Origin of the sequence: Acinetobacter sp. MF4642 (genome assembly GCF_002018925.1) — a bacterium.
In the GTDB taxonomy this organism is placed as follows: Bacteria; Pseudomonadota; Gammaproteobacteria; order Pseudomonadales; family Moraxellaceae; genus Acinetobacter; species Acinetobacter johnsonii.
Genome location: NZ_MVON01000004.1, coordinates 89899 through 111769, shown reverse-complemented (window position 1 = coordinate 111769; position 21871 = coordinate 89899). Strand labels below are relative to the sequence as shown.

At 41.5% G+C, this 21871-nt stretch carries 19 protein-coding genes and 1 tRNA gene; 12 read left to right on the top strand and 8 right to left on the bottom strand.

Going from position 1 to position 21871, the window contains the following annotated elements; translation table 11 throughout:
* Positions 1-107 precede the first annotated feature (107 nt).
* Positions 108-482, top strand: coding sequence for a diacylglycerol kinase (locus MF4642_RS03680; RefSeq protein ID WP_078425379.1), 375 nt, complete (start codon positions 108-110; stop codon positions 480-482).
* Positions 483-584: 102 nt separating this feature from the next.
* Here the strand turns inward: MF4642_RS03680 and MF4642_RS03675 are convergent, their stop codons facing one another.
* Entirely contained in the window at positions 585-2189 is a 1605-nt protein-coding gene (locus MF4642_RS03675; protein ID WP_004695627.1) for an isocitrate lyase, read from the bottom strand.
* Between the two features lie 647 nt (positions 2190-2836).
* On the opposite strand from MF4642_RS03675, the gene MF4642_RS03670 reads away from it, so the two are divergent.
* From MF4642_RS03670 to MF4642_RS03655, 4 genes are all read left to right on the top strand, one after another.
* Positions 2837-3826, top strand: a complete 990-nt coding sequence (locus MF4642_RS03670; protein ID WP_078425333.1) for a LysR family transcriptional regulator — start codon at positions 2837-2839, stop codon at positions 3824-3826.
* A 128-nt stretch (positions 3827-3954) separates the two neighbouring features.
* Positions 3955-5283, top strand: coding sequence for a hemolysin family protein (locus MF4642_RS03665; protein ID WP_078425332.1), 1329 nt, complete (start codon positions 3955-3957; stop codon positions 5281-5283).
* A 236-nt stretch (positions 5284-5519) separates the two neighbouring features.
* Positions 5520-6860 (top strand): CitMHS family transporter, encoded by a 1341-nt coding sequence (locus tag MF4642_RS03660; RefSeq protein WP_078388602.1) that lies wholly within the window; start codon positions 5520-5522, stop codon positions 6858-6860.
* A gap of 121 nt (positions 6861-6981) precedes the next feature.
* Entirely contained in the window at positions 6982-7266 is a 285-nt protein-coding gene (locus MF4642_RS03655; protein WP_004695618.1) for a hypothetical protein, read from the top strand.
* A gap of 47 nt (positions 7267-7313) precedes the next feature.
* Here MF4642_RS03655 and MF4642_RS03650 read toward each other — a convergent pair whose 3' ends face one another.
* Positions 7314-7826: a hypothetical protein gene (locus MF4642_RS03650; RefSeq protein WP_078425331.1), complete on the bottom strand. Its 513-nt coding sequence runs from the start codon at positions 7824-7826 to the stop codon at positions 7314-7316.
* A gap of 173 nt (positions 7827-7999) precedes the next feature.
* On the opposite strand from MF4642_RS03650, the gene MF4642_RS03645 reads away from it, so the two are divergent.
* Positions 8000-8728 (top strand): hypothetical protein, encoded by a 729-nt coding sequence (locus MF4642_RS03645; RefSeq protein WP_078425330.1) that lies wholly within the window; start codon positions 8000-8002, stop codon positions 8726-8728.
* A gap of 40 nt (positions 8729-8768) precedes the next feature.
* Here the strand turns inward: MF4642_RS03645 and MF4642_RS03640 are convergent, their stop codons facing one another.
* Positions 8769-10538, bottom strand: a complete 1770-nt coding sequence (locus MF4642_RS03640) for an alkaline phosphatase D family protein (RefSeq protein WP_078425329.1) — start codon at positions 10536-10538, stop codon at positions 8769-8771.
* A 213-nt stretch (positions 10539-10751) separates the two neighbouring features.
* Here MF4642_RS03640 and MF4642_RS03635 point away from each other — a divergent pair.
* Together MF4642_RS03635 and MF4642_RS03630 are read left to right on the top strand one after the other, a co-directional pair.
* Positions 10752-10837, top strand: a tRNA-Leu gene (locus MF4642_RS03635).
* A gap of 97 nt (positions 10838-10934) precedes the next feature.
* Positions 10935-11303: a hypothetical protein gene (locus MF4642_RS03630; protein WP_078425328.1), complete on the top strand. Its 369-nt coding sequence runs from the start codon at positions 10935-10937 to the stop codon at positions 11301-11303.
* Between the two features lie 54 nt (positions 11304-11357).
* Here MF4642_RS03630 and MF4642_RS03625 read toward each other — a convergent pair whose 3' ends face one another.
* The 4 genes from MF4642_RS03625 to rlmE all read right to left on the bottom strand — a co-directional run bounded on the left by MF4642_RS03625 (position 11358) and on the right by rlmE (position 15492).
* Positions 11358-11669 (bottom strand): DUF5713 family protein, encoded by a 312-nt coding sequence (locus MF4642_RS03625; RefSeq protein ID WP_004982696.1) that lies wholly within the window; start codon positions 11667-11669, stop codon positions 11358-11360.
* Between the two features lie 160 nt (positions 11670-11829).
* Positions 11830-12681, bottom strand: coding sequence for a dihydropteroate synthase (gene folP, locus MF4642_RS03620; protein WP_078425327.1), 852 nt, complete (start codon positions 12679-12681; stop codon positions 11830-11832).
* A gap of 135 nt (positions 12682-12816) precedes the next feature.
* Complete coding sequence (gene ftsH, locus MF4642_RS03615; RefSeq protein WP_005400430.1) at positions 12817-14709, bottom strand: ATP-dependent zinc metalloprotease FtsH; 1893 nt, start codon at positions 14707-14709, stop codon at positions 12817-12819.
* A 132-nt stretch (positions 14710-14841) separates the two neighbouring features.
* Complete coding sequence (rlmE, locus tag MF4642_RS03610) at positions 14842-15492, bottom strand: 23S rRNA (uridine(2552)-2'-O)-methyltransferase RlmE (RefSeq protein ID WP_004695608.1); 651 nt, start codon at positions 15490-15492, stop codon at positions 14842-14844.
* Between the two features lie 194 nt (positions 15493-15686).
* On the opposite strand from rlmE, the gene yhbY reads away from it, so the two are divergent.
* Together yhbY and MF4642_RS03600 are read left to right on the top strand one after the other, a co-directional pair.
* Entirely contained in the window at positions 15687-16010 is a 324-nt protein-coding gene (gene yhbY, locus MF4642_RS03605; protein ID WP_004695606.1) for a ribosome assembly RNA-binding protein YhbY, read from the top strand.
* Positions 16011-16022: 12 nt separating this feature from the next.
* The gene (locus MF4642_RS03600) at positions 16023-16562 is read left to right on the top strand and encodes a DOMON-like domain-containing protein (protein ID WP_004695605.1); all 540 of its coding nucleotides are present in this window, start codon (positions 16023-16025) and stop codon (positions 16560-16562) included.
* Positions 16563-16648: 86 nt separating this feature from the next.
* On the opposite strand, the gene MF4642_RS03595 is transcribed toward MF4642_RS03600, so the two are convergent.
* Positions 16649-17095: a hypothetical protein gene (locus MF4642_RS03595; RefSeq protein WP_010327273.1), complete on the bottom strand. Its 447-nt coding sequence runs from the start codon at positions 17093-17095 to the stop codon at positions 16649-16651.
* A gap of 308 nt (positions 17096-17403) precedes the next feature.
* On the opposite strand from MF4642_RS03595, the gene carA reads away from it, so the two are divergent.
* Positions 17404-18546, top strand: coding sequence for a glutamine-hydrolyzing carbamoyl-phosphate synthase small subunit (gene carA, locus MF4642_RS03590; protein ID WP_078425326.1), 1143 nt, complete (start codon positions 17404-17406; stop codon positions 18544-18546).
* Positions 18547-18560: 14 nt separating this feature from the next.
* Positions 18561-21794, top strand: coding sequence for a carbamoyl-phosphate synthase large subunit (gene carB / locus MF4642_RS03585; RefSeq protein WP_078425325.1), 3234 nt, complete (start codon positions 18561-18563; stop codon positions 21792-21794).
* Positions 21795-21871: the final 77 nt, after the last annotated feature.

Here is a 21871-nt window from a genome sequence, read left to right as displayed (position 1 = left end):
CTCCTTACTTTAGGTGCGCATAGATTAAGCACTTTTTGAATACTATAATTAAGTGACTTTTAATATAGATCATGTATTGTGGCTGAAATTTTAAAATGGTTGATGGTATGAGCCAATATTCCCCACTCAAAGGCAAGTCAGGTTTTAAGCGTATTTTTAATGCAACACATTATTCCATTTCAGGTTTTAAGGCTGCATTTGCGCACGAAGCTGCGTTTCGCCAAGTCCTGCTGATTAACCTGATTCTGATTCCAACAAGCTTTTTTTGTGATGTCAGTCGCTTAGAACAAGCCCTCATGGTAGCAGTCTGTTTACTTGCAATTATTGTTGAATTGTTCAATTCAGCCATTGAGGCGATTGTGGATCGTATTTCATTGGAGCGCCATGAGCTTTCAAAAAATGCCAAAGACATGGGAAGTGCTGCACAGTTTGTTTCTTTAAGTATTATCTTTATTGTTTGGCTGCTGATTCTGATGCCTTAACATTTTTGTTCAATATTTCACGCTCAAGCTGTTCAACAAGCTTAAAATTAAGTCATAAAAAACCCTGCTTTCGCAGGGTTTTCTTTTGAATCAGTTCAGTGCTTAGTGAGCAGCGAATTGGTTCATTGTGTTTTTAGCATCATCGTGCGCTTTAAGAGCGTTGTCACCAGAGAAAATTTCTTTGTGATCATCACCGATGTCAGAACCCGCCATTGCTTGGTGTTTCACACAAGCGATACCACCACGGATTTCTTTACGTTGTACGCCAGCAACATAAGCCAACATACCTTCAGAACCGAAGTAACCTTGTGCAAGCTCATGAGTAGAAAGCGCAGCAGTATGGTAAGTCGGAAGTGTGATCAAGTGATGGAATACACCCGCTTCACGAGCAGCATCTGCTTGGAATGTACGGATCTTAGCGTCTGCATCAGCAGCTAATTCAGTTGCATCGTACTCTGCGCTCATTAATTTAGCACGGTCGTAAGCAGAAACGTCTTTACCTTCAGCAACCCAACGGTCGTAAGCTTGTTGACGGAAGTTTAACGTCCAGTTGAAAGATGGAGAGTTGTTGTAAACAAGTTTCGCATTTGGAACTGTTTCTTTAACACGGTTAACCATGTGCGCGATTTCGTCAACGTTTGGAGTCGCTGTTTCGATCCAAAGAAGGTCAGCACCATTTTGAAGGCTAGATACACAGTCAAGAACAACACGGTCAATTTGAGTGTCTGGACGGAATTGGTATAGACCAGAAGCCAAACGTTTTGGACGGTGAAGTTTACCATCACGCTTGATTAGGATTTCGTCTTCTTGAGCATCAGCAATGTCAATTTCAACAGTGTCTAGGAAACCGATGTATTGAGAAGCGATGTCGCCTGGCTCTTTAACCACTGGGATTTTTTGAGTCAAGTCAGCGCCTTCAGAGTCAGTACGCGCAACAATGATACCGTCATCAAGACCCATTTCTAAGAATGCATAACGTAATGCATGAATTTTAGAGATGAAGTCTTCGTGCGGAACAGTTACTTTACCAGCTTGGTGACCACATTGTTTCGCGTCAGATACTTGGTTTTCGATTTGTAGTGCACAAGCACCAGCTTCAATCATTTTACGAGCAAGTAAATAAGTCGCTTCTTCGTTACCGAAACCAGCATCGATGTCCGCAATAATTGGCACAACGTGAGTTTGGAAACCGTCGATTTGAGCAGTGATTTCAGCAGCTTTAGCGGTATCGCCTGCTTCGTTTGCTTTTTTAAGCGCACGGAAAAGGTCGTTTAATTCTTTCGCATCAGCTTGGCGTAAGAACGTGTAGATTTCTTCGATCAACGCAGGTACTGAAGTTTTTTCATGCATAGATTGGTCAGGAAGTGGACCGAATTCTGAACGAAGCGCAGCAACCATCCAACCAGAAAGGTAGATGTAGCGACGTTCAGTCGTACCGAAGTATTTTTTGTTTGCAATCATTTTTTGTTGTGCGATGAAACCGTGCCAGCAACCCAAAGACTGAGTGTATTTGCTAGAGTCAGCATCATAAGCAGCCATATCACGACGCATAATTGCAGCTGTGTATTTAGCGATATCTAAACCAGTTTTGAAACGGTTTTGGATTTGCATACGCGCAGCATCTTCAGGACTGATGTCTGCCCAAGTGCTACCGAATTTTGCTTTTAATTCGCGGATTGCATCAATCGCTGTTTGATATGTAGTCATGATATTTCCTGTAATAATATTAGGATTTTCTTCAACGAAAAGCTAAAATCAGACCCTCAAGCTTTTGCTTAGATTTAGAGCGCTTCGTTGCGATGAATACAGATTAGATTGACAGAAAAAATTAATCCAATATTCTGCATTAATTTTCAGTATTTATTTAAAAAATATATAGATAAAAGTCTAATTATATTTCGATAAAACAAAATTAAGTAATTGTTATTATTAAACTTAAATAAAATAAGAAAACCGTAAAAAATACATACTTTGTCGAATATTTCTTCATTAGACTTAAGTCTTGGCCGTTGAAAAAAAGAGTCCCAACCGAAAATCAATACTTAATGTGACCGAAATGACAAAAGTTCAAAACTGAGCAAAAAGAGTATTTATCACGCTTTTATTCCATCAATAACAGGCAAAATTAAGCCATTTTCTAGGCGATACTCTAAGCCACAATTCACACATATTGAAACATTACTTAGAGCTAATATGCCCTCAGTTTTTAAGCATAAAAACCCATTTTCTTAGAAAATGAAGGGGGGATTCTTTATACAACCCGATGCTTTTTTTTTCGTCAGTTTATTACACAAGCCCGATGGCTTATGGCATAATGCAAATAATTTCATGATTTTATTCTCGGTATTTATTTTATGAATCTGGAGCGGGTTGATCTAAACCTCTTAATTTACTTGGACGTACTTTTACGCGAAAAAAATGTAACCCGAGCAGCTGAACAATTGGGTGTCACCCAACCAGCAATGAGTAATATTCTACGTCGTCTTCGTAACTTATTTAATGATCCCCTGCTAATTCGCTCTTCTGAAGGTATGACACCGACCGAACGGGCTTTAGAATTACAACCCCGCATACGTGACGCTCTTTCTGATCTCTCCATGATTTTGGAACCTCGTACCGAGTTCCGTCCTTATACCTCAAATCGTGTTTTCCGTATTATGACTTCGGATTATGCCGAAGCAACCTTAGTTCCCCGCCTCGTTAAAGCATTGCGTTCAGAAGCTCCGAATGTCGTTCTCGACTTTTTAACCCCAAGTGACGTGTCTTACCGTGATATGGAACAGGGTAAAGTTGATTTAGCCATTAACCGATTCAATGAAATTCCACAAAGTTTCCATCAGGTCTTGGTTTGGCGTGACAGTTTTTCTTGTTTGCTCAACAATAAACACCCTGCCAGCGCAAACTTAAATCTTAAAAGCTATTTAGATGCACAACATATCTGGGTGTCTAAAACTGGTATGGGTGTTGGCTTTGGTGTCAATCCTGATAAACAGGCCGGTCTTGGCTGGATTGATCAAGCTTTAGAACGTATTGGTCAAAAACGTAAGATTTCTGTTTTTACCCGTCATTATCAAATGCCTGCACTTTTGGCATCCAATGTTGATTTGATTGCAACGCTGCCAAGTCGTATTGCAAAACTACAATCCAACAATCCAAACCTGCTGATTAAAGACCCACCATTTTATATTCCAGAATTTGAATTGAAAATGGCATGGTGCCCGCTGTTGCATCATCATCCTGCACACCGCTGGTTGCGTCAGCTTATTTTGTATGTAGCCCGTCAAATGATTGAAGAAGAAAATCGTGAATTTTTAAGCAATAACTCACAATTTTCTCACTATTAATCGTAAAAAATCTTAAATTATTCTTTTTTAAGATTATACTGTGCTCATCAAGGTAGTAATTTCCTTACTACCTCTAGTCTTTTTGTGTTAAAAATACTCCATAATAATGATGATCTACAGGTGGATTCGTGAGCCTTTTCCAGAATATCCTCATCATCGCGATACTGATTGCCGGAGCCGGTTTTCTCTCTTTAACGGAGATTGCCCTTGCCGGTGCACGTAAGGTCAAACTTAAAATTCTTGCAGAAGCTGGCGAGGAACGCGCCCAAAAAGTTTTAGACTTGCAAGAACAATCCGCTGATTTCTTTGCGGCTTCGCAAATTGGCTTAAACGCGGTTGCCATTCTCGGTGGTATCTTGGGTGAAGCAGCATTTCGCCCCTATATCGTAAATTTTGTAAATCGCATTTATCAAGGCCCATGGACTGAAAACATTGGCTTTATCCTCTCCTTTAGCTTGGTTACCTCGCTATTTATTCTTTTTGCAGATTTAATGCCGAAACGCATGGCCATGATTGCACCAGAAAAAATTGCAGTTTCTGTCATTAACCCGATTCAAGTTTTTATCAAAATTTGCAAGCCATTGGCCTGGGGTATCAATGCCATCGCGAATTTGCTGTTCCGCTTGTTTAAAATTAATACTATCCGTGATGACAATATTACTTTCGCTGATATTTCTGCAGTGATGGATGCGGGTGCGCAAGCTGGGGTACTGCAAAAGCAAGAACACCATTTCATTGAAAACGTATTTGAACTTGAAGAGCGGAACGTTCCTTCAAGTATGACCACGCGTGAAAATGTGGTGTATTTTACTTTAAATGAATCCGAAGCCAGCATTCGTCAAAAATTGGCTGAATATCCTTATTCTAAGTTCTTAGTCTGTAGTGAAAATATTGACGATGTAATTGGCTATGTCGATGCCAAAGACATTCTGGTCCGAATTCTGAATAATCAATCTTTACTACAACTCAATGAAAGCACCATTCGTAATGTTCTCACCATTCCAGACACATTAACCTTGTCTGAGTTATTAGACCGTTTCCGCTCCACCAAAGAAAAGTTTGCTGTTGTGATTAATGAATATGCTTTGGTCGTGGGCGTCATCACCCTGTCAGACATTATGATTACGGTCATGGGCGACTGGGTTACTCCAATTGAAGCCGAACAACAGATCATTAAACGTGATAATAATTCATGGCTGATTGATGGCAGCACGCCGATTGAAGACATGAAGCATGCACTGGCCATTGATGAAATGCCAGATGAAGAAAATTATGAAACCTTGGCTGGTTTTATGATGTACCGTCTACGCAAAATTCCACGCCCTGCCGATACCGTAGAATACGCAGGCTTTAAATTTGAAGTGGTTGATGTCGATCATTTTAAGATTGACCAACTTTTAGTGACGCGCTTACTTGAAGAAACACTACAGCCTGCAACCCAAACAGTCGATGAATAGAAACATCGCCTTGAATTAAAACCTTGCAACTGCAAGGTTTTTTTTGCTTCAGATTTAAACATATGAAGTTATACAAAATAAGTATCTTAACCATACTTTACAGATATATATTATTTATTAGAAAAATAGAATGAAAAATCACATATGTTTAAGAGCATTTAAAAATCATGCTGAATTGCATACTATCGCTGTCACTTGATGAATAAACAGACTTAACACGTTCAAAGGATTGATCCATGCTGACCATTTTAGGTTTAGGCATGATTATGTGCTTCATGTACTTAATCATGTCCAAACGACTGAGCGCTCTTGTTGCTTTAACTTTAATCCCTATCATTTTTGCATTACTTACTTATGTTTTAAGTCTCTTTGTTGACAACCTTGCTGGATTTGATATTGCTGAACTTGGCAATATGATGATGGAAGGCATTAAAAAGCTCGCTCCTACGGGCGTAATGCTCCTTTTCGCAATCCTTTATTTTGCAATTATGATCGACACGGGTCTATTCGACCCTTCAGTGAAGTGGATTTTAAAGCAGGTTAAAGGTGATCCTTTAAAAGTGACCCTCGGCACCATTACACTGACTTTAATTGTTTCCTTGGATGGTGACGGTTCAACCACTTACATGATCTGTGTTGCCGCAATGCTACCGCTGTATAAGCGTATTGGTATGAGCCCTTTAATTATGGCTTGTCTAATGATGCTTGCGAGCGGAATCATGAACCTAACGCCATGGGGTGGACCAACAGCACGTGCTGCAACGGCATTGCATGTCGATCCAAACGATGTCTTTGTTCCGATGATTTTACCAATGCTCGTTGCAATTGGGTGGTTATACTTCCTCGGCTTTATGTATGGCCGTATGGAGCGTAAACGCATTGGTATTGTGGAATTAGATATTAGCCATGGTGACAGTATTCAGATTTCGCAAGAACCTGAAGCCAACCGTGCCCACTTAAGATGGTTTAACGCTCTACTAACTTTGGTCTTGATGGTCTGCTTAGTAATGGGCATTTTACCTGCGGCGATTCTGTTCATGGTTGCCCTGTGTATTGCCTTGGTGGTGAACTATCCAGATCTAGACATGCAAAAGCGTTTGGTTGGTAACCACTCTGCCAGTGCCTTAGCTGTAGTCGGGATTATCTTTGCGGCAGGTATTTTTACCGGTATTTTATCGGGTACAGGTATGGTTGAAGCCATGTCTCAAGAACTGGTTGCCATTATTCCAGAAAGTATGGGGCCGTATTTAGCACCTATCACGGCTGTGATTAGTATGCCACTGACCTTCTTCATGTCGAATGATGCCTTCTACTTTGGTGTACTGCCTGTACTCTCTGAAGCCGCTGGACACTATGGTATCACTCCTGTGGAAATGGCTCGTGCATCGATTGTTGGTCAACCTGTACACTTACTGTCCCCATTGGTTCCATCGACTTACTTACTCTGTGGATTGGCTGGAATTAACTTTGGTGAACACCAAGAATTTACCATCAGGTGGGCGGTGATTACTTGTTTAGTGATGCTGGTTACAGCGATGATCTTTGGTATTTTCCCACTTTACTCAACACTGGGTTAATCAAATACTCATACTGAGTTATAACGAACCTTAAGCTCAACAACCGATAAATACCCGATGTATCACATCGGGTATTTTCATTTATAATGCCTTGATATAACAATATAATAGAGTCAAGCTTATGTCTTTTTCATTGCCTGCTATTTTGGCGTGTACTTTCTTTTATTCTGCGCTTTATCTGATTTACTATTATTTTTCCCAATACAGCCACACACTTCTGATCGTAAGTGCGATTGTTTTGCTGATTTTAGCATGGCGGATTACACCTTATGCTTATGAACGTGGGCAACGCAGCTTTAACGATACTCTGTCTTTTGGACAATATTTCTGGAATCCACTCATTACATGGTGGCGACTGTTCATTTGGCCCATCAGCTTATTACTGTCTTGGATTTTCCATAGCTAATATAGCCCCATAAAAAAAGCACCCGAAGGTGCTTTGATACTGCGATCTTAACGACCATACAATTCTAGCAATTTATCTAAAGTTGCTTGATAGTGAATGGTAATATCTTCAGATAAAATTTTATATGCACTGTCAAACTGAACCATTGGCCAGCCTTCTTTCCAAAATGGGAAGATGTTGTGCAAATCATGTGTCACGGTCGCATCTTCCCGTACAATGGCTTGTGCAACTTGTGACAAGACTTGTGCTGTTTCCGCACCATCAATCGCCATGTAATCAATCCTACGTACTTTTAAAATACGGATGCGGTCTTTCTTATAACGAATTTTTTTGGCTTGACCTTCATTCAAGCCCAATGCCAAAGCTACAGCTTCAACAAATTTGCTTTCAAAAGATTGGTTTAAAGCCACAATCGCAAGTTTATGTGCTTCTTGACGACCCGCTTTACCGCCTTTACGAATCTCTTCTTTTGCCTCTGTATCAAGCTCATCGTCTTTCATAGACTGCAAAATGTCTAAAATTTCGATATCACTTAAAGATTCAGGAGAATGATCAGTCATGAACTGCCCTTAGACAAAAAAATTGAATCCGACATTTTCGCATAATTCAGAGCGAAAAAGCGAAATTGTTGTGCTTTTCTCTGTGAATATTCTGTTTCACGTATTTTTTTGAGCCATCCCCTTCCAAATCTACTATAGTAAAGGCTATTTTTCTCATACGCTCTTTTTTGACGATGCAATCCAAACAAGTTCAACTGTTACTGCAACAATTAGAGACCCTTTACCCTGCCGCATTTAAACGTAATTACTTGCTTTATAGTCAAATCAAAACACGCGGTATTTTAGATGACCAGCGTGAAGTTATTCCGTGGGTTTTGGCGGTGATGATTTTTATTCCAATCAGCTTAATTCTGAAAGATTTTTACTTAACTCACTTGGAGAATCTCGATCCGCTCCAAAGTCACAGTTATGCCATTATCAGTATTTTATTGGTGCTGATGTGGGTCTTACCTTGTGTCATTAAACAAATTAAACATTCATCAAACTCCCTGTATCAACTGCAACGCCATGCGCCCTTCAAACTCGCTGCCGTGATTCTTTTAAGTGGACTAAATCTGGTGTTCCTTGAAAGCAGTTTGCTAATGTGGATCTTGTTTTATTTTGGTGTGAACTTTGGTTTTGTGCGCTTCTATAAAGAAAATTTATTTCGAGACCACAGCCAGTCGGTTGAACATCACCAGTTACAACAACTCAGACGTGTCTGCTTTTGGGCCTATAAGCAAACGCTCAAATCACGACTCCAATTACGCTTTAGCTCCCATCAATCTGAAGATTATCAGGCACGTAAAACCCAGCTGGGGCATGAAGCAGATTTATATGTGCAACTACTGAAGTATGAGCATGCTTACTGTAAGCAGATTAAGCATATCGATCTCGATAGTTATATCGATGAGAAATTATAAAAAAACCGAGCAATGATGCTCGGTTTTTTCTAGGGTCATTTTATGCCGTTTGCTTTAACGCACTGACTGGTGATAATGTCGGGTCTAATATCACTTGATGCGAGCGAGTTTCATCAACGATGTATTCTTTGTGCTTAATGGTATCTACAAAAATCCAATCCGCTTGTACCCGCTCTGCGGTAAAACGGACTTTCAAATAACCACGTTGATTCAAGTTGCAATAATTCAACTCCTCAATCAAACTGGTAAATGCAAATTCAAATTCTTGCAGTTGCTGCATCGGAATGGACAAATATTTCTCCAACCCAGGGGAAGAGACTGAACTGGTCGCTAACTCCACACCCACAAATTGCCCTGTTAAATCGTGTAAGTCCGATGCCCATGCATTATGTGTATCACCAGCCAAGACCACGACTTTTTTATTTAAATACTGCAGTGTGCCGTACAGCGTCTCCCTTTCAACCGCATAACCATCCCATGCATCTAAATTGTAAGGAACCACAGTTTTAATACGAGACAACTGCTCTACTGTTAAAGATGGATCATGATTTAAGTAACGAAGTTTTATTTCTACCAATTCTTTAATGAGTTGATTCACCTGCGCCAAAACCTCTGGAGTCACCGCGCCGCTACTGATTGCACTGAGCACTTGTAACATCTCGGCTGGAACAAGCATTTTGCTCATCAACACCTGCTGACCCAAAACTTGCCATGTGGCTTTAGAGCTCGCAAGTTGCTGTGTTAACCATGCGCGTTGATTCAACCCCAGTAACGTTCGATTTGGGTCTTGCATATCTGTAGTAAAGCGCACAGCATCCAAACCCGATGCGGTTAAATAATCTGCATAATCTAACTGTTTACTCCGCGCTAGAATACGCGTATCCAACATATTCAACTGCACTAAATTACCAAAGTTAAACTGGCGATAAATATTCAAATGATCTTTTTCAGAAAGCGGACGGATTGGCATCCATTCAAAATAGGCTGCCAGTGCAGCAAGTTTACGTTCAAAGAAATCACCTTCAGTATCTGACTGATGATTTTCAGCACCCTTTTCCCAGGCATCATTTGCGAGTTCATGATCATCCCAAATCACAATAAAAGGATGACGTTGATGCGCGGCCTGTAAATCCTGATCTAATCTATATAAAGCATAACGTTTGCGATAGTCATCTAAGCGAATAATTTCTGCATTATTATCATCCGCCAGTGCGCGCCCCATCGCTACAGCCTCTTCCGTTGCATATTCGCCCATACCATATTCGTAAATGTAATCCCCCAAATGAATCACAACATCGACATCCTGTTTGGCCATTTCTTTATAAACATGGAAATAGCCCGCTGGATAATTTGAGCATGAGCAGACCGCAAACTGTACCAACTGTACTTGTGCTGCCAATGTTTTGGTTTGCCCAGTGATCGAATATTTCGACGCCGATTTAAAACGGTAGAAATAAACTTGCCCTGCTGCCAGTCCCGTCACATCCACTTTCACCGTAAAATCTTGTGCAGCCGTGGTCAGCACCTTTCCAGTTGCTGTAATGTGTTTAAAGTCTGCATCTTTTGCCACTTCCCACACTACCTCTAAACGCGCACTGCTGTCCGTCGGTGTTACACGTGTCCAAATGATAACTTGAGTTTGTAAAGAATCACCACTGGCAACCCCATGCAAAAACTGCACTTGCGTAGTGGGCTGTGTGTTTGAATCGGCGTCATCACCACAAGCGGTTAGTGAAATAGGTAAAGATAAAGCACCAAATCCTGCCAAAGTTTTTTGAATAAGTTCTCGGCGGTTCATTTTTTTTGTCATGTGGATTGCCTAAAGACGATATGGACTTGAAATTTATGCGAAAAAGATGACATCCATATCTCAAGTCGATGACATTTTTATGAAGCCTGAACGAGTGCAGCACAGATAATTTTGCTATTTTTTAAACATAAACCGCTGAATTGATTGAAAAGAAAGCAAATAATCACAAATAGACTTGCCAACTTTTATTTCGTCCTCTATTATTGCGCTCATGCCCGAGTGGTGAAATCGGTAGACACAGGGGATTTAAAATCCCCCGCCCACAAAGCGTGCCAGTTCGAGTCTGGCCTCGGGCACCATTCTTAAGCTAATTAAGATGGTGCAATAAAAAATCCAGCGATATGCTGGTTTTTTTATGTCTATAATTTATGCCTCGAAGCACATAACAATCACAATATGAAAAAGAACACTCTTATTATCATCTTATGCCTAATTTTTTCAAACGTCAGCCATGCAAACCCCACCTCGCAGCAAACAGATAGCGATACGTTTTATGACTTGTTTGCAGGCACGATTATTGAAAAAGACCGTCAACTCTATTTACATGCGTGTAAATCAGTAGATGCTCATTTTAAATTAAGCTTTAATCACACTAAAGATGAGCAACATATTCGTGAGCTCATGAAAAAGCATCCAAAATTTTGGCTGAATCTCAATGCAAATGCTGAAATGGTCGAAGGCGAATACCTGATGACAGTCGATGCGATTGGAGATGAGCATTTAAAGCAAAGCTGTCATCTCACCGATCTTTTAGATGAGTTGTAACAGCAAACTCTGTTTCTAAAGCAAAACCAACAGAACTTGAAATGAGAGAGTGACTCACCACTCTCTGTTCACCACCAATTCTTCCATTTCAATATCCATAAACCCAGCATCTTGCACCACCATCATCATCGCTTCAGCAATAAAATCGGCAGCAGAATCATCTAATGATGAATCTAGATCTTCAAAATGCGGCTTCATTTCATTAATTTCAGCTACTGTGGCATTGGCATATTGATAGATATCACCCTCAGATTTTGCTTTTACAATTTTTTTAGCAAAAGTCTCAACATGCTGCTTCACTTCAGCAACAAGAATATCGGGATAATATTCATCATCAAACATAGGGAGAAGTAAATCTGCAAACATACAGGCACTCAAAACGAGAAACTTAAAAAACGAGTCTGTATAACATAAACCGAACAAATCACCAAATAAAAAAGCAGCATCTGAAGATGCTGCCAGTCTAACAATCTAATATAGATCAAATTTTCAAATTAAATCATTAGCCCAGCATTCCGCCGCCCCATTAAGCAAGATTCATCGCTTGCCAAACCTTGATCGCATCACTCATGGCTTTGACATCATGGGTGCGTACCATACACGCGCCTTGTTGAATACTCAGCAAATGTCCCGCTACAGAACCCACGGCCCGCTGGCCTGCATCTGCCCCACCTAAGGCTTCGCCGATAAAGCGCTTCCGTGACAATGCGGACAAGATGGGATACCCGAGCTGATTCAGCTGATGGAATTCGTTTAAAAGCTTAAGGTTCTGCTTTGCATTTTTAGCAAAGCCAAAACCCGGATCAATCATGATATTTTCAGCTTTGACACCTGCCTTGAGTGCATCCGCCACACGCTGGGAAAGCTCAGCCATCACATCTAAAGTGACATTATCATATTGATCTAAACTATTCATGGTGGTTGGTTCACCACGCATATGCATGATGATCACTGGAATATTCAGTTCAGCTGCCATCTCTAAAGCATTCGGGCGTGTTAATGCTCTCACATCATTCCAGATATGTGCGCCTGCTGCGACCGCAGCTTGAATTACTTCAGGTTGAGAGGTATCAATCGAAATGACTACATCAAGTTCAGCCAAAGCTTCCACCACTGGGACGACACGACGAATCTCTTCTTCAACCTCAACTACAGATGCACCTGGACGTGTAGATTCACCCCCAACATCGATGACTGTAGCCCCATCCGCAATCATTTGCTGAACATGCGCAAGCGCTTGTGCTTTGCCATTATGTTTGCCGCCATCACTGAACGAGTCTGGCGTCACATTTAAAATACCCATCACATGCGGTACCGACAGGTCGATTGATCGCTCACCACAACGTAGGATTTTCTTCGGCAAAGCCATCAATTGCATGTAATATTCTCCAGTTCAACTTACATTATCTTAACGCGTTCCCACTTTTAAGTGCCTATTTTTCTTCATCGGCAGTGGAAAATCTGCGCAATAAAAAACCACCCGAAGGTGGTTTTTTATTTTAACTTTTAAAAATTAAGTTGCAGATGGTAATGGTGGTGGTGTACTTGGACCATCCGTTGGAGTTACATCTATCACAGGATTTTCTGCAACATATACTTTTGGTGGTTGTGGCTCACGACCTTCCATAATGTCACGAATTTGCTCGCGATCAATCGTTTCCCATTCCATCAGAGCTTTCACCATCGCATGAGCAATATCTTTATTGTTTTCTAAGATATTGCGTGCGACATGGTATTGCTCATCGATGATACGACGAACTTCAGCATCTACTTGTTGCTGTGTTGCTTCAGAAATCGTACGACTACCAATGCTGCCCATGAATGATTGCTGAGAATCATCTTCATACACCATTACACCAAGTTTGTCAGACATACCGTACTTGGTCACCATCGCACGTGCCATTTTAGTTGCACGTTCAAAGTCGTTTGAAGCACCTGTCGACATTTGGTTGATAAAGATTTCTTCAGCAATACGACCACCAAACAAAATTGAAAGTTCATTCAACATTTTGTCTTTATAGTGGCTGGTTTGGTCATGTTCAGGCAACTGCCAAGTTACACCCAACGCCCAACCACGCGGCATAATAGTCACTTTATGTACAGGGTCTGTACCCGGCAGAATTTCAGCCACAATCGCATGACCAGCTTCATGGTACGCAGTTGCACGACGTTCTTCTTCACGAATCACCATCGACTTACGTTCAGGGCCCATGTACAACTTGTCTTTTGCATCTTCAAAATCATGCATATCGACAGTGTTCTTGTTACGACGCGCAGCAAAGAGTGCAGCTTCGTTCACAAGGTTCGCCAATTGTGCACCCGAGAAGCCTGGCGTACCACGTGCAAGCACTTGTACATCGACACCAGTCACTGAAGGCAATTTCTTCATGTGAACATTTAAGATTTGCTCACGACCTTTAATGTCTGGTAAGCCAACCATTACTTGGCGGTCAAAACGACCCGGACGGAGTAAAGCTTTATCCAGTACATCGGCACGGTTTGTCGCAGCAATGACGATAATACCTTCATTACCTTCAAAGCCATCCATTTCCACCAACATTTGGTTCAAGGTTTGCTCACGCTCATCGTGACCACCACCTGTACCTGAACCACGATGACGACCCACAGCATCAATCTCATCAATAAAGATGATACACGGCGCGTGGCGTTTGGCTTGTTCGAACATATCACGTACACGTGATGCACCCACACCCACGAACATTTCAACAAAGTCAGAACCAGAAATACTAAAGAATGGTACTTTCGCTTCACCTGCAATTGCTTTTGCAAGTAAAGTTTTACCTGTACCCGGTGGACCCACCATTAACACGCCTTTAGGAATCGTTGCACCTAAGCGTTTAAATTTTGAAGGATCTTTTAAGAAATCAACAATTTCTACAACTTCTTGCTTTGCTTCATCACAGCCAGCGACGTCGGTAAAAGTCACTTTAATTTGGTCTTCTGCCAACATTTTTGCTTTTGACTTACCAAAACTCATTGGACCGTTTTTACCACCTGCTCCGCCACCCATGTTGCGCATAAAGAACATGAATAACAAAATGATTAAAAGTACAGGGAAGCTTGCGATCAAAAGTTGCATCAATAAACCTTGACGTGCAGGTGCAGTACCTTCAACGACAACGTTATTTTTAATCAGATTAGGCATAAGCTCTGGGTCTTGAACCGCAGGACGAATACTTTCAAACTCTGAACCGTTTGATTTTTGGCCATGAATTCGTTCGCCATCAATTGTCACTTGCTTAATTTGACCAGCATTCACCGCAGCAACAAACTCTGAATAATTCATCGCTGTCGGCTTTTCATTGCTACTGACATTACTGAAAATAAGGATCAGTACGCCCAGTATCACTAGCCACAATATGGCATTCTTGAAGAGATCGCTCAAAGCTTTATTCCCATATCAATCTAATTTGATCATGCCCTATCGGGTGACCTTAAAGTTTCTGCTGAAGATCAGCTTCGCAAAATAATAAAAAGGTACAAAATGCACAATTTTTAACGACTTGGCAAGTAAACTTTATTTGAAAGCCTTCTTACGGCCTTGCCCAACTAAGAATACTTCCTTAGATCGGGCACGTGATGCAGCAGGTTTTACTGTTTTTAACACATCAAAGTTGTCGACTACTTGCTTGCGGAACTCGTCAAAGCCTGTACCTTGGAATACCTTTACAACAAATTGACCATTTGGACCGAGCACTTTCGTAGCAAAATCGATGGCCAATTCACAGAGGTAAATCTGGCGAGGTTGATCTACAGCCTTGTTACCTGAAGTATTGGGGGCCATATCTGAAATTACAACGTCTACTTTACGTCCATCTAAAATATTTAACAATTTATCGAATACTTCTTGCTCACGGAAGTCACCTTGCAAGAAGGTTACATCTGGGAGTGCATCCATTTCCAAAATGTCAGATGCAACCACCAATCCTCGATCACCGACCAGCTTTCCTGCAATTTGTGACCAACTTCCAGGTGCAGCACCCAAATCAACCACGGTCATGCCTGGACGAATGATGTTATATTTTTCTTGAATTTCAAGTAACTTATAAGCTGCACGTGCTCGATAACCTTCTTTTTGTGCTTTTTTCACAAAATGATCATCAAGGTGCTCTCTCATCCACGCACGGCTACTTTTGGATAACTTTTGGTTGGTAATGCGTGTTGCCATATCTCTCTAAAACATTAAAATTTCTTAAACTCAATTGTACGTTAAATTCTCTAGGCTTGCAGTATACATCTGTATCCAAATCTTGGGTTTTAGTTGTTTTTTTCTATTATCTAAATCGATTATTTCCACAGAATATAAAGCGTTTAATTTCGCAGTTTGTTATACTAAGCCGTTTTTAAAATTAGGTTATCTTTATGGCGACTTTATCCATTCAGGAACGCAAGCGTTTGCGTCAAATCGGTCATGCTTTAAACCCAGTGGTAATGCTTGGCGGTTCAGGTCTGACTGAAAATGTCGTTGAAGAAATTTTACGTGCTTTAAACGACCACGAATTGATTAAAGTCAAAGTCGCGGGTGAAGACCGTGAAGAGCGCGCTGCAATCATTGCAGAAATTGCCTCAACTACAGGTGCAGAAATTGTACAGACCATTGGTAAGATTGCGTTGCTTTACAAAAAAGCGGCGAAACAAAATGCCAAATTGTCTAATTTAGTTCGTTTCGCTCACGCAGCAAAATAATTGTAGTTTTTTATGGCAAGTTACGAACTCAGTGCATTTGATCGTCGCTTTCAAGCTATTTCGCTTGTTGGTGCGATTGAACAACAAAGCCCATATGCTCTCAATATCGGCTTTTGGTTACGCGATCCCAATTTGTACATGCACTGGCCCGAAGTCGTGAATGCAAATCCTCGTCAAGACTTTTTATGGGAAAACACCTGTTTTGAAGTCTTTATCGGGGTAAAAGGCGAAGATTATTATCGCGAGATCAATCTCTCCCCTTCGCAAGCTTGGCAGGCCTATCAGTTTGAGGAATATCGTTATCCTGAAGATATGCCGCCACAGGTCGCTTATGATATTGAACTCAATCAATTGAAGCGCACCCACTATGGTTTAAATGTCAGCATTGATCTGACTGAATTTATGCTGCAACACAAACTCAAATGGGCTGACCTATATCTGGGTTTATCCGCGGTGTTGAATACTTCACAAGGTCAACAGTTCTATGCCATGCAGCATAGTGGCCAACAAGCTGACTTTCACAATAAACGTGATTGGCTACATCAGTTTTAATCCAGACAAATAAACCAGATCAATAAAAAAGTGAGGCTATGACCTCACTTTTTTATGCACTTAATCTTGGGCCTCGTACAGCTAGATTACTTGCTTGAAACCTTATTCCACGCATCTAAGGTGTGTTCTTTTGAACGTTTAAACGTTTCAGTCAACTGATCTTTATGTTTTACTGAAATTTCGCTTACATCACCTTTTAACTCTTTACCTAGTTTGGTCAAGTCATCTAAAACAGCCGTAAACTCAGTTTTAACAAACTCTTTTAGTTCAGTTAAGTCTTTTTGAGAGTTCGATAACTGCCCTTTAATGGTTTCTAAGCGCAGTAAAAGATCTTGTTTAAACTGGCGGAGTTGCTCTTGCACACTGGCATTTAACTGCTTCGCTTCAGCTTCAAGCTTTTCTTTGCTTTCAACTACCGCTTCAGTGACCTGCTCTGTTGCTTCTTTCGCCACTTGCTCAAGCTTTTCAGTGCTTTCTGCAACAACTTCTTTCAACGCTGGCTTTGGTTTGGTCACTTTGTCTTGTTCAGTCATGATGTTATTCCTGTTGTTATATACACAGCGACAGCTTAGCGTGATTCGATAAAATTTAGATTTTGATTTGTTAGACAATTATTTGTTGTTACATTTTTCTTTACAAAACTTAGAAACAGTATCCGCTACAAAATAAAAGCACTTTATCTTGTTAATTCCATCTTATTGGCATGGACTTTGTTAGTGAAGTTGCGTATAGTGCCATGTTAAGTTCAAGCGAGCAGACATAGGGAGGGTAGGTTTTTAGATAGCCTTCCTTTTTTTTCGTCTACTCGCTTTTTTACAGCCTAAATTTCAGGAGCTTTGGTTTGAGCACCCCAGCAATTTTAGCCCTTGCCGATGGTACGATCTTTAAAGGAACGTCTATTGGTGCATCGGGTAGTACGACTGGTGAAGTCGTTTTCAACACTGCCATGACTGGCTATCAAGAAATTTTGACTGACCCGAGTTATGCACAGCAACTTGTGACTTTAACTTACCCTCATATCGGTAACACAGGTTGTAATGATGAAGACGCTGAGTCAGGTCGAATTCATAAAGTGTGGGCCAACGGATTAATCATTCGTGACCTACCTTTATTGCATAGCAACTTCCGATCAACGCAATCTTTAGGCGAATACTTAAAAGAACATAATGTTGTCGCAATTGCAGATATTGATACGCGTAAATTAACCCGTATTTTGCGTGACAAAGGTGCGCAAAATGGTTGCATCCTTGCTGGTGAAAATATTACTGAAGAGCAGGCTTTAGAAAAAGCACGCGCATTCGGTGGTTTAAATGGTTTAGACCTAGCGAAAGAATGCTGTGACCCAACTGGTTTCGAATGGACAGAAGGTTCTTGGGTATTAGGCAAAGGCTTCACACAACCTGAACTTAAATTCCATGTTGTTGCATACGACTACGGTGTCAAAACCAACATCTTACGTATGCTTGCAGACCGCGGTTGTAAACTCACTGTCGTGCCTGCACAAACTCCTGCTGCTGAAGTACTTGCATTGAATCCAGATGGCGTGTTCTTATCGAACGGCCCTGGCGATCCAGCTGCATGTGACTACGCAATTGAAGCTGTAAAAACAATTGTAGAAGACGCTCGCAACCTACCTGTCTTTGGTATTTGCTTGGGTCACCAAATTCTTGCACTTGCCTCAGGTGCAAAAACGGTGAAAATGCCGCATGGCCACCACGGTGCTAACCACCCTGTTCAAAACATGGAAACAGGCACAGTGATGATTACTTCTCAAAACCACGGCTTCGCAGTAGATGCAGAGACTCTTCCTGCAAACTTGAAAGCTACGCACAAGTCTTTGTTCGATCAAACTCTTCAAGGGATTCATCGTACAGACAAACCAGCATTCAGCTTCCAAGGTCACCCTGAAGCAAGCCCTGGTCCGCATGACTGCGCACCATTGTTCGATCATTTCATCGAACTTATCGAAGCATCTAAGAAGTAATTAAGGAAGCGATCATGGCTAAACGTACAGACATTAAAAGTATCTTAATTATTGGTGCAGGTCCGATTGTCATCGGACAGGCATGTGAGTTTGACTACTCAGGTGCGCAAGCGTGTAAGGCTCTTCGTGAAGAAGGCTACCGTGTTATTTTGGTGAACTCTAACCCAGCAACCATTATGACCGACCCTGCGATGGCAGACGCAACATATATCGAGCCAATCACTTGGCAGACTGTTGCACAAATCATTGAAAAAGAGCGTCCAGATGCTGTCCTTCCAACAATGGGTGGTCAAACAGCATTGAACTGTGCGCTTGCACTGGATGCCAACGGTATTTTAGAAAAATACAATGTTGAATTGATCGGTGCGACTAAAGAGGCGATTGAAAAAGCTGAAGACCGTAAACTGTTTGATGAAGCAATGCGTAAAATTGGTCTTGAATGTCCAAAAGCTGCGATTGCTGAAAACATGGAAGAAGCTTTAGAGATTCAAGCGCGCTTCGGCTTCCCTGTGATTATCCGTCCGTCATTCACGATGGGTGGTTCAGGTGGCGGTATCGCTTATAACAAAGAAGAATTCCTTGAAATCTGTGAACGCGGTTTCGATCTTTCTCCAACCAAACAATTATTGATTGATGAATCTTTAATTGGTTGGAAAGAATACGAGATGGAAGTTGTTCGTGACAAAAACGACAACTGTATTATCGTTTGTGCGATCGAAAACTTTGACCCAATGGGCGTGCACACAGGTGACTCAATCACTGTTGCGCCTGCTCAAACATTGACAGACAAAGAATACCAATTGATGCGTAATGCATCTTTAGCAGTTCTTCGTGAAATTGGTGTGGAAACAGGTGGTTCTAACGTTCAGTTCGGTATCTGTCCAGATACTGGCCGTATGGTGATCATCGAGATGAACCCACGTGTATCGCGTTCATCTGCCCTTGCATCAAAAGCAACTGGTTTCCCAATTGCAAAAATCGCTGCGAAACTAGCAGTTGGTTATACCCTTGATGAATTAAAAAACGACATTACTGGCGGTACAACGCCTGCTTCGTTCGAACCTGCAATTGACTACGTGGTAACAAAAATTCCACGTTTCAACTTTGAAAAATTCCCACAAGCAGACGCAACACTGACCACACAGATGAAGTCTGTGGGTGAAGTGATGGCGATTGGTCGTAACTTCCAAGAGTCTGTAAACAAAGCGCTTCGTGGTCTTGAAGTTGGTGCGTGTGGTTTTGATGAAAAAATCGCTGTAGGTACTGAAGGCGCGAAAGAAAAGATCTTGGTTGAACTTAAAGTTCCGGGTCCAGAGCGTATTTGGTATGTAGCCGATGCATTCCGTCATGGTTTCACCTTAGAAGACGTGTTCCAAGCGACGAAAATCGATAAATGGTTCTTGATCCAAATCGAAGACATCATCAAAACTGAAAATGAAATCAAAACTTTAGGTTTTGGTGATCTAAACGCAGACAACATCCGTTCGTTCAAACGTAAAGGTTTATCTGACCTTCGCATCGCGAACTTGATGGGTATTTCACAAAAACAATTCCGTAAGCACCGTTGGAACTTGGGCGTGACTCCAGTTTACAAACGTGTGGATACTTGTGCAGCAGAATTCGAATCTGACACTGCCTACATGTACTCAACTTACGATGATGAGTGTGAATCAAACCCATCTGATAAAGATAAGATCATGGTGATCGGTGGTGGCCCTAACCGTATTGGTCAAGGGATCGAATTCGATTACTGCTGTGTACACGCGGCGCTTGCAATGCGTGAAGATGGTTTTGAGACCATCATGGTGAACTGTAACCCTGAAACAGTTTCAACAGATTACGACACTTCAGATCGCTTGTACTTCGAACCAATCACTTTGGAAGATGTACTTGAAATCGTACGTACTGAAAAGCCAAAAGGCATTATCGTGCAGTACGGTGGTCAAACTCCGCTTAAATTGGCTCGTGCTTTAGAAGAAGCAGGTGCGCCAATTATCGGTACATCACCGGATGCGATTGACCGCGCAGAAGACCGTGAACGTTTCCAACAAATGATTCAACGTCTACAACTTCGCCAACCAAACAACAGCATCGTAAAATCTGCTGAAGAAGGTATGGCTGAAGCATCGAAAGTCGGCTACCCACTTGTGGTACGTCCTTCTTATGTACTCGGTGGTCGTGCGATGGAAATCGTATACAACGACGACGAACTTAAGCGCTACTTACGTGATGCGGTACAAGCATCAAATGAAGCACCTGTTCTTCTTGACCGTTTCTTAGATGATGCAATTGAAGTTGACGTAGACTGCGTATCTGACGGTAAAGACGTTGTGATCGGCGGTATCATGCAGCATATCGAACAAGCAGGCATTCACTCAGGTGACTCAGCATGTTCTATTCCTCCGTACTCTTTATCTCAAGAAGTTCAGGATGATATGCGTCGTCAAACCATTGCTATGGCGAAAGAGCTTGGCGTAATTGGTTTGATGAACGTACAGTTTGCTGTAAAAGGCACTGACGTTTACATCTTAGAAGTGAATCCACGTGCATCACGTACTGTACCGTTCGTTTCTAAATGTATCGGTGAATCATTAGCGAAAGTTGCTGCACGTTGTATGGCGGGTCAATCTTTAGAATCTCAAGGATTCACGAAAGAAATTATCCCTACATATTTCTCAGTAAAAGAAGCAGTATTCCCTTTCAATAAGTTCCCTGGTGTTGACCCAATTCTTGGCCCTGAGATGAAATCTACAGGCGAAGTGATGGGTGTGGGTAAAACTTTTGGTGAAGCATTCTACAAAGCTGTTTTAGGTGCAAACGAGCGTTTACCAGGTCTTCCAACAGAAGGTGAAGTGAAGCATGCATTTATCTCTGTGCGTGATTCAGACAAACCTCGTGCTGTTGGTATTGCGAAGCAACTGGTAGGCTTTGGCTTCAAAGTACTTGCGACTGGCGGTACTTATGAGTTCATTAAAGCTGCAGGTATTGAGTGTGAACGTGTAAATAAAGTCACTGAAGGCCGTCCTAATATCGTGGACCGCTTGAAAAATGGCGAAGTTCACCTCATTATCAATACAACTGAAGGCAAACAAGCTCAACAAGATTCGTTCTCGATTCGTCGTTCAGCGCTTCAAGCGAAAGTGTATAACACTACGACCTTGAACGGTGCTGATGCTGTATGCCAAGCTTTTGCGATTCAATTGCCAATGGATGTATACCGTTTGCAAGATTTACAAACTGTAGGTTAATTCGTTTACCGAGAAGTCCCGTCACCTCTCGGTGGCGGGCTTTTTTCATTTATAAACCTATATTTTTTTACACTCAC

Bases quoted from the DNA above. Each gene is read 5' to 3' on its own strand.
- MF4642_RS03680 (WP_078425379.1), top strand. From the start codon at position 108: ATGAGCCAATATTCCCCACTCAAAGGCAAGTCAGGTTTTAAGCGTATT.
- MF4642_RS03675 (WP_004695627.1), bottom strand. From the start codon at position 2,189: ATGACTACATATCAAACAGCGATTGATGCAATCCGCGAATTAAAAGCA.
- MF4642_RS03670 (WP_078425333.1), top strand. From the start codon at position 2,837: ATGAATCTGGAGCGGGTTGATCTAAACCTCTTAATTTACTTGGACGTA.
- MF4642_RS03660 (WP_078388602.1), top strand. From the start codon at position 5,520: ATGCTGACCATTTTAGGTTTAGGCATGATTATGTGCTTCATGTACTTA.
- MF4642_RS03655 (WP_004695618.1), top strand. From the start codon at position 6,982: ATGTCTTTTTCATTGCCTGCTATTTTGGCGTGTACTTTCTTTTATTCT.
- MF4642_RS03650 (WP_078425331.1), bottom strand. From the start codon at position 7,826: ATGACTGATCATTCTCCTGAATCTTTAAGTGATATCGAAATTTTAGAC.
- MF4642_RS03645 (WP_078425330.1), top strand. From the start codon at position 8,000: ATGCAATCCAAACAAGTTCAACTGTTACTGCAACAATTAGAGACCCTT.
- MF4642_RS03640 (WP_078425329.1), bottom strand. From the start codon at position 10,538: ATGACAAAAAAAATGAACCGCCGAGAACTTATTCAAAAAACTTTGGCA.
- MF4642_RS03630 (WP_078425328.1), top strand. From the start codon at position 10,935: ATGAAAAAGAACACTCTTATTATCATCTTATGCCTAATTTTTTCAAAC.
- MF4642_RS03625 (WP_004982696.1), bottom strand. From the start codon at position 11,669: ATGTTTGCAGATTTACTTCTCCCTATGTTTGATGATGAATATTATCCC.
- folP (WP_078425327.1), bottom strand. From the start codon at position 12,681: ATGCAATTGATGGCTTTGCCGAAGAAAATCCTACGTTGTGGTGAGCGA.
- rlmE (WP_004695608.1), bottom strand. From the start codon at position 15,492: ATGGCAACACGCATTACCAACCAAAAGTTATCCAAAAGTAGCCGTGCG.
- yhbY (WP_004695606.1), top strand. From the start codon at position 15,687: ATGGCGACTTTATCCATTCAGGAACGCAAGCGTTTGCGTCAAATCGGT.
- MF4642_RS03600 (WP_004695605.1), top strand. From the start codon at position 16,023: ATGGCAAGTTACGAACTCAGTGCATTTGATCGTCGCTTTCAAGCTATT.
- MF4642_RS03595 (WP_010327273.1), bottom strand. From the start codon at position 17,095: ATGACTGAACAAGACAAAGTGACCAAACCAAAGCCAGCGTTGAAAGAA.
- carB (WP_078425325.1), top strand. From the start codon at position 18,561: ATGGCTAAACGTACAGACATTAAAAGTATCTTAATTATTGGTGCAGGT.